This window comes from Plantactinospora soyae, assembly GCF_014874095.1.
Lineage (GTDB): Bacteria > Actinomycetota > Actinomycetes > Mycobacteriales > Micromonosporaceae > Plantactinospora > Plantactinospora soyae.
Genome location: NZ_JADBEB010000001.1, coordinates 4,944,983 through 4,959,946, shown reverse-complemented (window position 1 = coordinate 4,959,946; position 14,964 = coordinate 4,944,983). Strand labels below are relative to the sequence as shown.

General features: G+C 70.8%; 19 protein-coding genes. 10 read left to right on the top strand and 9 right to left on the bottom strand.

Annotated features, from left to right (window positions below):
- The first annotated feature begins 32 nt into the window (after nt 1-32).
- Together H4W31_RS22070 and H4W31_RS22065 are read left to right on the top strand one after the other, a co-directional pair.
- The gene (locus H4W31_RS22070) at nt 33-857 is read left to right on the top strand and encodes a helix-turn-helix domain-containing protein (protein WP_192768387.1); all 825 of its coding nucleotides are present in this window, start codon (nt 33-35) and stop codon (nt 855-857) included.
- A gap of 153 nt (nt 858-1,010) precedes the next feature.
- Nucleotides 1,011-1,619: a general stress protein gene (locus H4W31_RS22065; protein WP_404825610.1), complete on the top strand. Its 609-nt coding sequence runs from the start codon at nt 1,011-1,013 to the stop codon at nt 1,617-1,619.
- 34 nt (nt 1,620-1,653) lie between these two features.
- On the opposite strand, the gene H4W31_RS22060 is transcribed toward H4W31_RS22065, so the two are convergent.
- Together H4W31_RS22060 and H4W31_RS22055 are read right to left on the bottom strand one after the other, a co-directional pair.
- Complete coding sequence (locus H4W31_RS22060; RefSeq protein ID WP_192768386.1) at nt 1,654-2,241, bottom strand: DUF1684 domain-containing protein; 588 nt, start codon at nt 2,239-2,241, stop codon at nt 1,654-1,656.
- Between the two features lie 90 nt (nt 2,242-2,331).
- Complete coding sequence (locus H4W31_RS22055) at nt 2,332-2,862, bottom strand: GNAT family N-acetyltransferase (RefSeq protein WP_192768385.1); 531 nt, start codon at nt 2,860-2,862, stop codon at nt 2,332-2,334.
- A gap of 184 nt (nt 2,863-3,046) precedes the next feature.
- Here H4W31_RS22055 and H4W31_RS22050 point away from each other — a divergent pair, with 184 nt between their 5' ends.
- A complete protein-coding gene (locus tag H4W31_RS22050) occupies nt 3,047-3,544 on the top strand; it encodes a MarR family winged helix-turn-helix transcriptional regulator (protein ID WP_192768384.1) in 498 nt (165 codons plus the stop codon).
- Nucleotides 3,545-3,546: 2 nt separating this feature from the next.
- Complete coding sequence (locus tag H4W31_RS22045; protein WP_192768383.1) at nt 3,547-4,536, top strand: pirin family protein; 990 nt, start codon at nt 3,547-3,549, stop codon at nt 4,534-4,536.
- A 182-nt stretch (nt 4,537-4,718) separates the two neighbouring features.
- On the opposite strand, the gene H4W31_RS22040 is transcribed toward H4W31_RS22045, so the two are convergent.
- On the bottom strand, nt 4,719-4,913 hold the full coding sequence (locus tag H4W31_RS22040; RefSeq protein WP_192768382.1) for a DUF397 domain-containing protein: 195 nt from the start codon (nt 4,911-4,913) through the stop codon (nt 4,719-4,721).
- A complete protein-coding gene (locus H4W31_RS22035; RefSeq protein WP_225946941.1) occupies nt 4,904-5,698 on the bottom strand; it encodes a helix-turn-helix domain-containing protein in 795 nt (264 codons plus the stop codon). Before H4W31_RS22035 ends, H4W31_RS22040 begins: the two co-directional genes overlap by 10 nt.
- 228 nt (nt 5,699-5,926) lie before the next feature.
- Here H4W31_RS22035 and H4W31_RS22030 point away from each other — a divergent pair, with 228 nt between their 5' ends.
- Nucleotides 5,927-6,142: a hypothetical protein gene (locus H4W31_RS22030; RefSeq protein WP_192768380.1), complete on the top strand. Its 216-nt coding sequence runs from the start codon at nt 5,927-5,929 to the stop codon at nt 6,140-6,142.
- The gene (locus H4W31_RS22025) at nt 6,142-6,396 is read left to right on the top strand and encodes a flavin reductase (RefSeq protein WP_192768379.1); all 255 of its coding nucleotides are present in this window, start codon (nt 6,142-6,144) and stop codon (nt 6,394-6,396) included. The genes H4W31_RS22030 and H4W31_RS22025 overlap by 1 nt, the downstream gene beginning before the upstream one ends.
- 71 nt (nt 6,397-6,467) lie before the next feature.
- On the opposite strand, the gene H4W31_RS22020 is transcribed toward H4W31_RS22025, so the two are convergent.
- On the bottom strand, nt 6,468-7,196 hold the full coding sequence (locus H4W31_RS22020; protein ID WP_192768378.1) for a GbsR/MarR family transcriptional regulator: 729 nt from the start codon (nt 7,194-7,196) through the stop codon (nt 6,468-6,470).
- 319 nt (nt 7,197-7,515) lie between these two features.
- Between H4W31_RS22020 and H4W31_RS22015 the strand changes: the two genes are divergently transcribed.
- The 4 genes from H4W31_RS22015 to H4W31_RS22000 all read left to right on the top strand — a co-directional run bounded on the left by H4W31_RS22015 (nt 7,516) and on the right by H4W31_RS22000 (nt 11,464).
- On the top strand, nt 7,516-7,905 hold the full coding sequence (locus H4W31_RS22015) for a DUF1048 domain-containing protein (RefSeq protein ID WP_192768377.1): 390 nt from the start codon (nt 7,516-7,518) through the stop codon (nt 7,903-7,905).
- A gap of 142 nt (nt 7,906-8,047) precedes the next feature.
- Nucleotides 8,048-9,286 (top strand): serine hydrolase domain-containing protein, encoded by a 1,239-nt coding sequence (locus H4W31_RS22010; protein ID WP_192768376.1) that lies wholly within the window; start codon nt 8,048-8,050, stop codon nt 9,284-9,286.
- Nucleotides 9,287-9,407: 121 nt separating this feature from the next.
- A complete protein-coding gene (locus tag H4W31_RS22005; RefSeq protein ID WP_192768375.1) occupies nt 9,408-10,043 on the top strand; it encodes a hypothetical protein in 636 nt (211 codons plus the stop codon).
- Between the two features lie 89 nt (nt 10,044-10,132).
- On the top strand, nt 10,133-11,464 hold the full coding sequence (locus H4W31_RS22000) for an MFS transporter (RefSeq protein WP_318783339.1): 1,332 nt from the start codon (nt 10,133-10,135) through the stop codon (nt 11,462-11,464).
- Nucleotides 11,465-11,581: 117 nt separating this feature from the next.
- Here the strand turns inward: H4W31_RS22000 and H4W31_RS43815 are convergent, their stop codons facing one another.
- From H4W31_RS43815 to H4W31_RS21985, 4 genes are all read right to left on the bottom strand, one after another.
- Entirely contained in the window at nt 11,582-11,716 is a 135-nt protein-coding gene (locus H4W31_RS43815; RefSeq protein WP_264084278.1) for a hypothetical protein, read from the bottom strand.
- A 460-nt stretch (nt 11,717-12,176) separates the two neighbouring features.
- A complete protein-coding gene (locus H4W31_RS21995) occupies nt 12,177-13,298 on the bottom strand; it encodes a protein-L-isoaspartate O-methyltransferase family protein (RefSeq protein WP_192768373.1) in 1,122 nt (373 codons plus the stop codon).
- A gap of 76 nt (nt 13,299-13,374) precedes the next feature.
- Nucleotides 13,375-14,037, bottom strand: a complete 663-nt coding sequence (locus H4W31_RS21990) for a hypothetical protein (RefSeq protein WP_192768372.1) — start codon at nt 14,035-14,037, stop codon at nt 13,375-13,377.
- Nucleotides 14,038-14,218: 181 nt separating this feature from the next.
- Nucleotides 14,219-14,830 (bottom strand): nucleotidyltransferase family protein, encoded by a 612-nt coding sequence (locus H4W31_RS21985; protein ID WP_318783338.1) that lies wholly within the window; start codon nt 14,828-14,830, stop codon nt 14,219-14,221.
- Nucleotides 14,831-14,964 lie beyond the last annotated feature (134 nt).

Below are 14,964 nucleotides of genomic sequence, written 5' to 3'. Positions count from 1 at the left end.
CACATCCGTACGATCAGAGTGGTGATGACGAGATGAGGGTCGCCGGACAGCGACAGCGTCCGATCGGCCAGTTGCTGCGCGGGTGGCGCGAGCGACGCCGGTTGAGCCAACTGGAACTCGCCATCCAGGCGGAGATCTCCACCCGACATCTGAGCTTCGTGGAGACCGGCCGGGCCATGCCGAGCCGAGACATGGTGCTCCGGCTCGCCGAACAACTCGAGGTGCCGCTGCGCGAACGCAACTACCTCCTGCTCGCCGCCGGCTACGCGCCGATCTATCCCCGGACGCCGCTGGACTCCCCCGCGCTGGCCCCGATCCGCGCGGCGGTCCGGCAGGTGCTCACCGGCCACCAGCCGTACCCCGCGGTCGCCGTCGACCGTTGCTGGAACCTCGTCGAGACGAACGACAGCATCGGCGTCTTCACCGACGGGGTCGCGGCACCGCTGCTCACCCCGCCGGTCAACGCGCTCCGGTTGAGCCTGCATCCGGCCGGGCTGGCGGCGCGGATCGTGAACCTGGGCGAATGGCGGGCCCACCTGCTCGGCCGGCTCCGCCGGCAGGTCGCCACGACCGGCGATCCCGAGCTGGCCGAGCTGTACGACGAGTTGCGCGGCTATCCGTGCGACCAGCCCGAGCCGGAGATCGAACTTCCGGGCCCGGGAGACGTCGTGGTGCCGTTGCGGATCCGGGACGGTGACCGGGAACTCGCCTTCTTCAGCACCGTCTTCGCCTTCGGCACCCCGCTGGACGTCACCGTGGCGGAACTCTCCGTCGAGTCGTTCTTCCCCCTCGACGAGGCGACCCGCGAGGCGTTGGCCTCGGCCGATCGACGCGTCGGCACCGTAACCGCCCGCTGAGCGCGTACCCGCCCGCTGAGCCCGTACCCGGACATCCGGGCGCGGCGGGGACGGAACTCCCGGGCGACGTGACGGGCGTCCGTTTCCCGTCGCCGCGACGGGTTACCGCGCCTTCCAGGCGGGGAACCGAGCGGTGACGAAGGAGGCTGATTCATGATGTCCAGGAACCCGACGGCGGCGTGGCGCTCCGGCACGCTCGGCGTACCCGGTGTCACCGGAGGGAACGACCTCCCGTCCGGCCCGTCCGGCGACCAGTTCAGGACGCCCGGCAGCGATGGCGGCACCGGGCCCGGAAACGCCACGGTGACCGTCGCCTCGTACCCGGACTACCCATCGGCGCAGTACGCCGTGGACTTCCTCTCCGACAACCAGTTCCCGGTCGAGCGTGCCGCGATCGTCGGTACCGACCTGGCGCTGGTCGAGACGGTGCTGGGGCGGATGACGACCGCACGGGCAGGGTTGGCCGGTGCCGCGACCGGTGCCTGGTTCGGTCTGTTCATCGGACTGCTCTTCGGCATCTTCACCGTCGGGAACTGGTGGGCGGTGATCCTGGTCGGCCTGGGCATCGGTGCGGTCTGGGGCGCCATCTTCGGCGCCATCGCGCACTCCATGACCGGTGGTCGGCGCGACTTCACCTCGGCGAGCAGCCTCCGGGCCAACCAGTACGCGGTGACCGTGGACGCGACCTTCGCCGACCAGGCCCGCCAGCTCATCGGGCGGATGAACTGGCCGGGACAGCAGCCGGCCGGGGCCCCGGGTTGACGGTTTCGGTTCGGAGCGAGCCGGCGGGCGCCGGTCAGTGGTAGGTGCGCTCGCCGGCCCGGAGCGGCGCGGTGATCCGGTTCTCCTCCGGCGCCAGTGGGCAGGCCCACCGGTCGTCGTACGCGCAGGACGGGTTGTAGGCGTAGTTGAAGTCGAGCCGGAGGCGTCCGCCGGGAAGCACGGTCAGGCCCCGGCCGTACGTCCCCTTCACGGTGTCGGTGAGATACCGCCCACCCCCGTACGTCTCCCGAGCGGCGGCGGTACCGTCCCGGAACGGCAGGAACAGCCCACCGCCGTACGCCTCGATCCACCAGAGGGTCAGTGGCCCCCACGGCGTCTCCGCGATGCCGGTCCGGCGGTAGTGCACCACTCCGTCCGGTCCACCGGTGTCGATGCTCAGGGTGCCGGTCGCCGGGCGCACCGGCACGTCGACCACCGCCTCCGGGTTGGGCGGGAAGTAGCGCAGCCCGGTGAACCGGGGTCGGTCGGTCAGCGGGATCGGTGACTGCGGGTGCCCGGCGAAGAGCGCGTCCCGGGCCGCCCGGAATCCGGCCAGGTCGAGGTCCGACAGATAGAGCCGGGCCACCTGCTCACGCCAGTCCGCCAACTCCAGTTCATCCACCCGGCCGAGCCTAGCCGGCTCCGGGGCGGGTCGGCGGCCGAGCCGCTGCTCAGGTGATCTGGCGCATGACCGGTCCCGGCATCGCCGCGCTCAGCTGTCGGTCGTCAGGCGTCCGTGCACGTGCTCGTCGTAGCGGCGGCCGTCGCCGTACCGGTGGGAGTCGCGCAGGGTGCCCTCGAGCCGGTAGCCGGCGCGCTCGGCGACCCGGCACGAGCCGGGGTTGGCTACCGCGTGACACAGCTCGACCCGGTGCAGCCCGAGCTGGAGGAAGCCCCAGCCGGTGAGCGCCGCCACCGCCCGGGAGGCCACGCCCCGGCCGCGGGCCGGCTCGACGGTCCAGTAGCCGATCGACGCGCCGCCGTCGTGGATGCTGTGCAGCGAGACCGAGCCCAGCAGTTCGCCGCCGGCCGGGTCGGTGACGGCGAGCGACACGTGTTCGCCGCCCGAGAGGTCCGCCCGGCGGGCCAGCCAGGTTTCGGCGCTGGCCAGGTCGACCACGGTCGGGGCCGGGTTCCATCGGGCGATGGCGGGCTCCCGCAGCGCGGGCAGGACCGCCGCCGCGTCGTCGGGGCGCCAGGGGCGTAACACCAGGCCGGGTACGGCGATCTCGATCGTTTCCACGGTGCGGCAGTGTGCCACCGGTACGGCTCCGGTCCCAACTGTTTTCCCCGCCGGCCATCCTGCGGACCGGTGCCCTCCGGCTGTCCTTCAAAGCTGGAGGATCTTTGCCCACGCGTGGCCTGAGGGTGAGCACGATCACCTGCCAACAGATGCTTCAGATTTGAAAGAGTGCTATTCTCGGCACATGGCTGAGGGTCTGGACGCGGAGCGGTTGGCGTGCTGGCGGGCGTACATCGAGTCGAGTCAGCGCCTGCTGAACCAGCTGGAGGACGAGCTCCGGGCCACCAGCGAACTGAGCCTGGCGGACTACCACGTCCTGGTGCTGCTCTCCGAGACCCCTCGGCAACGCCTCCGGATGGGCGAGCTGGCCAGCCGGCTGGTCTTCTCGCCGAGCCGGCTGACGTACCAGATCTCCTCGATGGAGCGTCGTGGCCTGGTCGCCCGACAGAGCTGCCCGCAGGACCGCCGGGGCAACGAGGCGGTACTGACCGCCGCCGGACTACTCGCGCTCCGGGCGGCCGCACCGCACCACGCGGCGTCGGTCCGGAGTCATCTGATGGACGACCTCGACGACGCGGAAATCGCCTGCCTCACCCGGGTCTTCGATCGGCTGGGCAACCGGCTGAACCCCAACGGCACCCCGTCCCCCGAATCTCTCAGCCCCAGCGCCAAGGAGAACTAGCCATGCCCGCGATCACCGTCGACGACGTCCTGGTCCTGCCCCGCCTGCCCCGGCTGGCCGAGACCACCACCTTCCGGCCGGTCCGCCGGCTGATCACCGCGCCCAGCGGCTACGAGGGTGAGGGCTTCCCGGTCCGCCGCGCCTTCGCCGGCGTACCGCTGCACGAGTTGGACCCGTTCATCCACCTCGACCAGATGGGCGAGGTGGACTACGCGCCGGGCGAGCCGAAGGGCACCTCGTGGCACCCCCACCGGGGGTTCGAGACCGTCACGTACATCATCGACGGGATCTTCGACCACCAGGACTCGAACGGTGGCGGCGGCACCATCACCAACGGCGACACCCAGTGGATGACGGCGGGTTCCGGCCTGCTGCACATCGAGGCGCCGCCGGAGCACCTGGTGATGAGCGGCGGGCTGTTCCACGGCCTACAGCTCTGGGTCAACCTCCCCCGGGTCGCCAAGATGAACCCGCCGCGTTACCAGGACATCCGGGGCCGGGAGTCGGTACTGCTCAGCACGCCGGACGGCGGCGCGCTGCTCCGGGTCATCGCCGGTGAGGTCGCCGGCCATGCCGGGCCCGGCAGCACGCACACCCCGATCACCATCACCCACGTGACAGTGCAGCCCGGTGCCGCCGTCGAGCTGCCGTGGCGGCCCGACTTCAACGCACTGGTCTACGTCCTCGCCGGTCGAGGCACGGTCGGCAGCGATCGGCGGCCGATGCACACCGGTCAACTGGCGGTGCACGGTCCCGGCGACGCGCTCCGGTTCGCCGCCGACGCCGAGCAGGACGCGGCGACGCCCGCGCTGGAGCTGTACATCATGGGCGGTCAGCCGATCCGGGAGCCGGTGGCGCACTACGGACCGTTCGTGATGAACACCCGGGCCGAACTGGTCCAGGCCTTCGAGGACTACCAGGCCGGTCGACTGGGCGTGATCCCCGCCGAGCGCCTGCCGCACACCGGCGGTTCCGGGCCGCGCCCGGCCTGACCGATCGGGTACGCGCTACGCGTCCCGCCGGTGCCCAGGCGGTCTCGTTCAGCGGTTGACACAGCACAGCGCCCCGCCATCCGGTCGATCCGGGTGGCGGGGCGCTGCGTCTGTCTTCGGCGGTCCTGTTAGGAAGGGGCCCTTCTTATACAGAAAACGATAAGAAGGGGCCCTTCCTTGCACTACGGCCGGCGGGTCACCTCGGCGACGAAGGCGCGCCAGGCGTCCGGGCCGAACGCCAGCGTGCCGCCGTTGCGGTCCTTGGTGTCGCGGACCAGCACCCGGTCGGCGAGGTTGTCCGCGACCTCTACGCAGTCACCGCCCTGCCCGTTGCTGCGGGAGGACTTCCGCCAGCGCGGCACGTTGATCAGCTCCATGACTCCGCTGCTTCCATGATCAGTTCGAGGGACGGCCGTCCCGGTAGAGCGTACTCGCGGACGGACTCCCAGACCTCGTCCAGCGCCGTGACCCGATCCGGGTCCTCGACCACCCGGCCATCCAGCGGATCGTCCAGGAAGGCCACGTTGCGACCGTCGACAGTGGCCACCGCCAATGGTCCGTTGAGCCCCGGATAGGCGCCCGCCGAGGCCGGCACCACGGTGACGCTGACGTTCGGCAGGGCGCACGCCTGCACGATCGCGTGCAGTTGCTCCGACATGATTTTCGGCCCGCCCACGGGTCGGCGCAGCACCGACTCGTCGACCACCGCGAAGAGCCGGCACGGCTGTTCGTCCCGGTGCAGGACGCCGGCCCGAGCGATCCGGCTCGCCACCGTTTCGTCCAGGTCCGGCACGCGCGTTCCGGCGTCCCGGAGAATGGCCCGGGCGTACTCCTCGGTCTGGAGCAGTCCGGGGACAAGCGTCGGCTGGAAGCTTCGGACCATGGTGGCGTGCTGCTCGTACTCCAGCCACGGCGTGAACCAGACCGAATCGCGGGAGGACGCCCGCGCCTCGGCGGCCGACTCCTGGAACATGTCGCCGGAGTCGAACACGGTGTCGAGATGCCGTGCCGTGTCGGACTTCGGGATAAGTCGACTGGTCTCGAACTTGGCGATCAGTGAGGTCGATACGTTGATCTTTTCGGCAAGTTGCTCCTGCGTCATTCCGGCTTTCGTACGAGCGAATTTGAGGAGTCTTCCAAGTCCTCCGCTGTGAATCGACATTCCCCGCCCTTCCCGGCGTGATTGTGGGTCCGTCTTCTTTGCTGCTGGTGGCCAGTGTTCCGCCGTTTGTGGTCGGCGGTCCAGTGTGGAAGACAGTTGTACCACTCGAATTCGCCGGAACATCGCCGCAAAAGGACGGTCGGGCGGGCGGTGCGTGGGGGCGATGCCATTGCGCTCGGTCGGGTCTCGGCACCGCCCCCGCTCCATTTCCACGGCAGGAGGCCCACGATGAAAGGGATTCGTCGCACCAAGGCACGGCACCGCCGGGACTGGCGTCGGCTGTGGCGGTACTGCCGCTGCGGATACCGCTGGCGCTGCCTCGACGGCCAACCCCCACCGTCCCGGGTACGAGGGACGAACCAGCGCAGCGCCGAGTACCGCGCGGGCAGCCGTACCCCGACCCGGAGCGAGCGTTTCGAGCATCCCCGGCCGGGTGAGCGGTGATGACCCGCCCGCACGCGCCGCGCCGCCCGCACACGCCGATGCGCCCGTCGTTCCGGTGCCGGTCGTGCGGCGCCGAGTGGCCGTGCTCACCCGCGCGGCTGGCGCTGCTCCAGCTGTACGAGCAGGACCGGCCGGGATTGATGATCTATCTCGCCGCCCAGCTCACCCGGGCGCTACAGGATCTGCCGACGGTGCACCCGACCCTGCTGGCCGGCCGCATCGTCTACTGGGTGCCCCGCCGTCCTGCCCCCTGACCTGCCTCACCGTTTCTGTGTCGACGGTCGTCGTGGCCGCCAGATCCCCCTTCCGAGGCCCTGCCGAAAGGTCAGGCCCGGTGCCCGGCGTCCCGGTCGGCCTGGTTCTGCTGCCACTGCTCGATGACCTGTCCGAGGGTCGCGTTCACGAGGAGCAGGAACTCGGCGGAGGAGCCGAAGCGGGCGCCGGCCGGGGTCGCGGCCCCGAGGATCTCCGCCGCGCGCTGCGACGCGGCGGCCAGGGCGTCGTTCATGTGCAGGGCCGCGAGGGTGGACCGGACCCAGAGCTCGTCGTCGACGACATAGCGTTCGCGGCGCCCGCCGGGAGCTCGTTCCCGCTTGAGCAGTCCCTGCTGTTCGAGGAGGGCGACGGTCTGCGAGATCGACGCGGGGCTGACCCGAAGTCGCTGGACCAGGTCGGCGGCGGTGAGGTTGCCGGAGTCGGTGACATACAGGCAGGCCAGCACCCTGCCGGCCATCCGGGGCATGCCCTGCTGCTCAAGGAGCGTGGCGAAGGATTCGGTGAGGCTCTGGACCGCCTGGGGGTCACGCCCATGGCTGCTGTCGCCGACCGGTGGCGCCGGAGGCTTGGGCTGCCGCTGCCGGCGGGCACGCTGCTTGGTGGCCTCCTGCGCCCGCTGCGCCCGGTAGTCGTCGGGTCCGCCGTTGCGGGTGACCTCCCGCATGATGGTCGAGGCGGGCCGCCCGAGACGCCGGCCGATCTCGGTGAATCCGAGCCCCTCGGCCAGCCCCGCGGCGATGTGCTGCCGATCCTCGTCGGTGAGTCTGTCTCCGGGCATCGGTGCTCGTCTCCCATCTGCCGGCATGCGCGGGCCTCGGCGCCCGTACCCCCGTCGCACAGTATGCAATCACTCGAAGTCCATTGCAACGTGGGATCTTGATCGCCCGTTGCATTCAGTGTCATATTCATTGCAACGCCAGCTCCTGTAATGACTCTGGCCGGGCAAACTGAGCTCTCGTTGCATGTTGACCGAACAGTGAATGCAACGTACTGTCGCAGACGTTCAGCGATGCATGAACGCCCAACCAGAGTTCTCAAGGATCTGGAGCTTCCTTGCAGAACGGCTCAGCACAGCTCCGCGACGGGGGTAGATGACCATGTCCGACACTCGATTCGGCGGTTTCATCGCGACGATGATCGGTCCCAAGCTGCGGTGGCGGCAGTACCAGGCACGCGTACGGCAGCTTCCGCCGAACTACCGCACGGCGGTCGAGGCGATCCAGCGGCACATGATGCACTTCGTGCCGACCGACGCCGAGAGCGACGCGTCGAGGTTCGAGAACCTCGCCAGCCTGTTCGAGCAGGCCGCGGCGGACGGAACGCCCATCCGCGAGATCGTCGGGAACCATCCGGTGCAGTTCGTCGAGGCGTTCGTCCACGACTACTCCGACGGCGGCTACGTCCCGGCCCGTGCCCGCAAGCAGTTGACCGACGCCATCGTGCGCGCCGCCGGCGAAGCCACCGGAAAAGAAGCCAAGGCAGCCTGACAACCCCACGGCCGGGGTCGCGCTGGGCTCGTCCCCGGCCCTCGTACGTCGGCGCGGGCAAAACCCATGAGCGCCACGGCGGGACGGGTTCCACAAGATCAAACACTCTGGGTACCGAACATTTGAGGTCAGGAGATTCACGATGGGAACTGGCAACGGCGGCTTCTCCGAGGCAGGGCTGCGCAGGCTGCGCGAGGTGCTGGCCCGGCACGTCGAATCCGGGAAGATTCCCGGGCTCGTCGCCCTGGTCAGCCGGGGCGGACAACCGCACGTCGAAGCGCTCGGGACGATGCGCCACGACGGCGGCGCACCGATGCGGCGGGACACCATCTTCCGGATGGCCTCGACGACCAAGCCGGTCGCGGCCGCGGCCGCGATGGTCCTGCTGGACGAGTGCCGGCTGCGGCTGGACGACGCGGTCGATCAGTGGCTGCCCGAACTCGCCGACCGGCAGGTGCTGAAGCTGCCCGACGGCCCGCTGGACGACACCGTGCCGGCACATCGGCCGATCACCGTCCGGGACCTGCTGTCCTCCACGTTCGGGCTCGGCATTGACATGACGGCGAAGGGCTCCCCGATCCTGGGCGCACTGTTCGAGCAGGGCGTTTACGGCCAGCCGGACGGCTGGCTGTTGCCCGAGCCAGGGCCGGACGAGTGGATGCGCCGCCTTGGCGAGCTGCCGCTGATGTACCAGCCCGGAGAGCGGTGGCAGTACAACATCAGCAACGACGTGCTCGGCGTACTCGTCGCCAGGGTGACCGGCCAGCCGTTCGAGACGTTCCTGCGCGAACGCATCTTCGAACCGCTGGGCATGAAGGACACCGGTTTCCACGTACCCGCCGACAAGATCGACCGGCTGCCGCCCCTGTACGCCCCCGACTGGCAGACCGGGAAGTTCACCGTGGAGGACGAGGCCGAAGGGGGACACCACAGCACGCCTCCGGCGTTCCAGTCGGGCGGCGGCGGCCTGGACTCAACCGCCGACGACTACCACGCCTACTTCCGGATGCTGCTCAACCACGGCATGCACGACGGTCAACGGATCCTGTCGCGGGCGGCCGCCCTGCTGATGACCACCAACAGCCTCCCGCCGGAGCAGTTGGCCGCCCGGGAAGCCTGGGCCCGTAACGCCGTCCACCAGGGGTACGGCCTGGGACAGCACGGCGGCTGGGGCTTCGGGATGGCGGTACGCACCTACCGCAGCGACTACGCACCCGTCGGCCAGTTCGGCTGGGACGGCGGGGCCGGCACCACGACGTACGCCGACCCGGAGAACCAGCTCGTTGGCATCCTGCTCACCCAGACCGGAATGTCCACCCCGGACTCGGCGCGGGCCATCCACGACTTCTGGACCACCCTCTACCAGGCCATCGAGGACTGATCCGGCCACCTGGTCGAGGTCGCTCGGCAGCGGATCTCGACCAGGTTCCGGCCTGCGGCGAAAGGCCCCGTTTCGTCAACTAATCGTTGACACGCCTTCTCGTGGCCGGCACGATGACCGGATGCGACACGGTGACCAGCCCGATGAGGCGGCGACGCAGTGGCAGTCGCTCGCCGATCATGCGGTCGTACTGGCCGCCGCCTACGGGACGGATGCCGAGCGGACGGAGCCACTGGCGGCACTGCACCTGCTCGGCGCGCTCCGCAGAAGCCTCGACGACGCCGAGCGCCAGCTTCTCGAGTCCGCCCGGGAGCAGCGGGCGAGCTGGGCGCAGATCGCCACGTCGCTGGGGCTGGGCAGTCGGCAGGCCGCCGAACAGCGCTGGCTGCGGCTCTCCGGCGACACCGACCGGGATCCGGAACGGGTACGCACCGACCGGAAGCGTCAACGATCCATTGACAGCCGGTACGGGCCGGAGATCGGTCGGCTCCGGGCGACGGTCTTCGCCGTACACCGGCAGTTGGCTGCGGACCCGGACCTGGCTGGCCGGCATCCCCGGGCCGGACTCGCCCGGACCACCCTCGCCCTGGCCGCCTCGGCCGAGCCCGGCGCATTGTTCGCCCTGGCCACGCAGGCCGTTGACGACCTCGGCTCGGTGCCTGTGGAGCGGCTGCCGCCGCCACTGCCGTCCGCACTGGACCGACTTCGGCGGGCGATCCTGGCGGCGACCCCCAGCCCGACGGTGGAGGCGCCTTGAGCCCGACCGACTGAAGTTCCGGTTGACATCCACCGTCGATCAACCCGAGGATGTGAGTCATTGCGGCTCAAGTCTTCGGGAGGGCAGACGTGCGCCCAGTACGACCAGCGGTGTCACCCCGCCGGAACACGGCCCTGTTCGTCGCGATCTCCCTACTCTCGGGATTCGGCGGAACCGTCATGTCCCTGGCCACCGGGATATGGGTGCTGGACCTCACCGGATCCAGCAGCCTGGCGGCGCTCACCGGATTCTGCTTCTTCGTCCCGACGCTGCTCGGGCCGGTGCTCGGGGTCCTCGTCGACCGGTTCCCCCGCCGCCCGCTGATCGTCTGGACCCACCTGCTCACCGCCGGTGCCGTGCTGTCCCTGCTCACGGTCCACACGGAGGATCAGACCTGGCTCATCTACGCCGTGATGCTCGGCTACGGGGTCAGCTTCGTCCTGATCGACGCCGGCGAGGCCGCCCTGCTGCCCGCCGCACTTCCGCCCGAGGTGCTCGGTGGCGTGAACGGGCTGCGGATGAGCGCCCAGGAAGGGGTGAAGCTCATCGCGCCACTGGTCGGGGCCGGGCTCTTCGGCTGGTGGGGTGGGCACTCGGTCGCCCTGCTGACCGTCGGCACGCTGACCGCCGCCGCCGGGCTGTACCTGCTGATCCGCCTCCGGCCATCCGTTCCGGCAGCCGCCGCTCCGGGAGCCGGCGTTGCGGACCAGCCCTCGACTGCACCGACCGAACCGGGGCCACCGGAGCGGTCGGCCGGACGGTTCCTGGTGGGCATCCGCTTCCTCTGGGCGCGTCCCGAGTTGCGGATCACCGTCCTGCTCGGCTCGATCACCATCGCGATGTCCGGGCTGACCACCGCCGCCCTCTACTCGGTCGTCGTCGAGGACCTGCACCGGCCGGCCACGTTCCTCGGCGTACTCTCCTCGGCCCAGGGTGCCGGATCCATCCTGGGCGGTCTGATCGTCGGCCGGCTGTTACGGGTACGGGGTACCCGCGCGGTCGGCATCCTCGGCGCCGTACTCGTGGCACTCGGCGCCACCGGGTGGGGCGTCCCCTGGTGGCCGGTGGTGGTCGGCAGCTCCTTCGTGATCGGAATCGGCCTGCCCTGGACGCTGGTGGCCGCGATGACGGCGGTGCAGTCCCGCACCCCGGAGGCGCTGCTCGGCCGGGTGGCGGGGACCGCCAGTACGCTGCTCTTCGCGCCGATCGCGATCGCCACCCCGCTGGGCGCCGCCCTCGTGCTACTGGACCGCCGACTGCCGCTGGCCATCGCCGCGACCCTCTGTCTCGGCGCCGCGCTTTCCGCGATCCGCTCGGCACGATCGATCCGGGCGACGGGATCCGCCGACGCTGTCGCCGCCGGGCCCACCGGCACTGTGGAAACAAGTCGCCCGGCCGACGAGGCCAGGGTCGGTTCCTGACCGGACGGGGCTCCCCCGCCCCGGGTCGGCTCCTCCGCCCCGACCGGAGAACGTTCGGACCCGCCGGCCGTTGTCAGCCAGCGGGTCCACACACCTACGGCTGGAGATCGGACGCTGTCACGTGGAGACGGCGAAAATGCCGGCCACCCCGAGCAGGACCATCACCAACACCGCGACCAGGGCTCCGCGTTCGCTCTCGACCGCTGCCTGGTCAGGCTGGTCCGGTTCGGCGTCCATGATCTCGCTGGACATGCTGTCCTCCCCTGGTCGTTACCGTTACGGACGGTCGGACGACCATGCCGACGTACCGGATTCGCGGTGTATCCCCGATGACCGGTGACACGGGGATTCGCGGGAAACGCCTCACCTGTCGCCCTACGGCGGGATCACCCTCGGCGGCCCGCCGGGTTGCCGGGGGCGTGCACGATCACGTCCCGCGCCGCACGGGTACGGACCAAGCCGCACGCGCACGGGGCAACCAGCATGGGAGTTGCCGATCTGGCGGATCAGAAACCCGGCGGAGCCGGTCGACCACCGATAGTCTGCCCCGACCCACCCCGGGCCGGTGGACGCGGCGGAAGACGACCGGTGGGGTGGCCGGTGCCGGTGGGACGTCCGTGACGAGTCGGGTGAAACCGTTACGGACAGCGGCCGTGAAGAGGTCGACGGGACAGCGGTCGGGACGACGTCGACGGGAGCGGTCGGAAACGGCTCAGCACTGGATCCAACCGGTCGGCACCAGGATCGGCCGGTCCGGATCGCCGGCCGGGATCAGCCGGGCCGACCAGGCGGAGATCTCCGGCCGCCCCCGCGCCACCCACCGGTCCCGCAGCGCGAGCACCTCCGCCGCGTACCGGCCGGCCTGGGGTCCCGCCGCCCGTACCGACCCGTCGGCGAGGAGGCCGGCGCCGCCGCCGTTCACCTCGTCCAGCAGTACGCATCCGCCCGGCCCGCCCCAGCCACCGGCCGGACCGGCCGCGAAGGTCGCCCGCCGGTCCCAGGCCCCGACCGCGAACCACAGGTCGTGGTAGCGGAAGACGTCCAGCGGGGTCCGCCAGCGGGCCGGATGCCACACCGTCGGCTCGGGGAACTCGCCGGCCCGCCGGGGCTCGGGGAACGCCTCGGGATAACGGGCGGCCAGCGGTCCGGCCGCGGACATGAACCCGGCGCGCAGCAGTCCCCGCGCCTCGCCCACCCCCGACCCGCCGGGCCGGACCCGCAGCACCGGATGGTTGCCGGCGTGCTCGACCGGTGCGAGCACGAAGCCGCCCGGAGCGAGTTGGTCCAGCCAGCGTGGCGACACCCCGGTCAGCCCGACGGTGACGATCACCCCGTCGTACGGGGCGTTCGCGGGCTCGCCGAGATACCCGTCGCCGAGCCGTACGTCGACGACGTCCGCCAGCCCGACCCGGGCCAGTGCCGCCCTGGCCCGGTCGACCACGTCCGGCGCGATGTCGACCGCCGTCACCCGGGCACCCATCGTCGCCATCAGCGCCGCGTTGTAGCCGGTGCCGACGCCGATCTCCAGCACCCTCGTCCCGGGGCGCAGACCGAGCCCCTCGATCATGGCGGCCATCAGCGACGGCTGACTCGACGAGCTGACGGGTACGCCGTCGACGATCTTCGTCACCAACGGATGGTTGCGGTAGACCATGGTCAGGAAGTCGGGATCGGTGGGTCCGGCCCAGCGATCGCCACCGGCGTGGAAGCCGGAGCCGACGAACTCCTCACGCGGCACCACGCCGAACGCCCGTACCACGTCCGGGTCGGAGATCAGCCCGTCGCCGACCAGTTCCTCGACGTACCGGCGGCGCAGCTCGGCCGACGCCGTCATGGTCGTCCGACCGGCGACCGCAGCCCGTCCGGCACGTCCGGCACGTCTGGTACGTCCGGTACGTCCGGTACGGGGATCAGCATTCGCTGCCGGGGAACGCGAACGACGAGCGTGGCGAGTAGAAGCCCCACAGCAACTCCAACGGATTGGCCGGCCGAAGCGCGAAGACGGGGTGCTCCGGTGCCAGGAACTCCAGCGACTCGACCTCGAACGGGGTGACCGGCTCGAAGACGTACGGGTAGCTGACGGCGGTCTGTCGACCGGCGACCACGCCCACGTAGCGCATGTGGCCGCGCAGGATCCGCCTGCTGGTGAGGCCGATCCGGGCGGTGGTGCGGATCAGCTCGACACCGTCGACCTCGGTGACCGCGACCAGGGTCCGGCCGTCGATCTCGATCGAGGTCCGACCGGTACCGACCGGCGCGCCACGGGCCGCCACCCCGGCCCGTACCGCCGGGCTGGAGCTGATGTGCTGGGCGTACCAGCGGCTGTGTCCCGACGGCTCCGAGGCGTCGGCCTCGTCCAGTTCGGGGCCGAGGCAGGTCGCCGAGAAGGTGTCGAGCCCGGAGGTCTGGGCGGCGTCGTCCACGACGTACTGGTGCATGAAGACCTGTCGGTTCGCCAGCGGCCGCAGCCCGCTCGGCACCAGCGTCGCCACCGCCTCGGGATCGGCCGGAATCCAACCGAAGTGCAGCATCCGACACTGCACGACCAGCTGGGGCGGGACAAGCTGGCTCACCAGGTCCTCCGTCACATCCGCGGTAGCCGCGACGCTACGGCCGGCACAGTCGGGAGACAAGACAGAAAGTTGACAGCTTCCTCCACCCCGTCGGCGCGTCGAGGAGTGGATCAACCCGCCGGGCGCCGGCCCGGCCGGGGCGGTACGACGCCGCGGTGTCGGGTCGGTGCGGCGGGGCCCGTCAGGAGGCGGTACCGGACGGGGTGTCCAGGTCGGCATCGTCCGCGACGTCGTCGCAGGGTACGACCTCCAGCCGCGCCGCGTTCCGACGCAGGTACGGCCGGGCACCCACGTCCCCGACGGCCGAGGCCGACACCTCCGTCCAGTGGGTCCGGCCGAGCAGCACGGGGTGGCCACGCCGGGTTCCGTAGCCGGCCGTGGCGAGCCGGTCCGGTGCGGCGAGGGCGACCAGTCGCCGTACCGCCTCGGCGGTGATGCCGGGCATGTCGACCAGGAGTACGAGCGCGGCGACCGCATCGGTGTCAGCCAGCGCCGCCAGCCCGGCCCGGAGCGAGGAACCCATCCCGGTCGACCAGTCCGGGTTCTCCACCGGCCGGGCGTCGCCGAGGTCGGCCCGGCTCCGGACGACCGGGGCGGCGGCGCCGAGCACCACGACCACGGGTACGCAGCCGCCGTCCCGGGCGAGCCGCACGGCCCGCTCGACCAGCAACTGCCCGTCCAGCCGGACCAGTGCCTTGGGACCGCCGTAGCGGCGCCCGGCGCCGGCCGCGAGCACCAGTCCGGCGACCCGGTGCGGTGCGGTGTGGCCCTGCGCTGGGGTGCCGAAGTTCACGGTCGGAGCCTAGTCAAACCCCGGAATTCGGAAAAATTTGCCGCTTATGGGGTTTCTATCCCTTTTATACATCAGCCGTTCGGCTAGCTTTCGGCAGGACGATCGGGCTAAGGTGATGCCTGAACGGATTACCA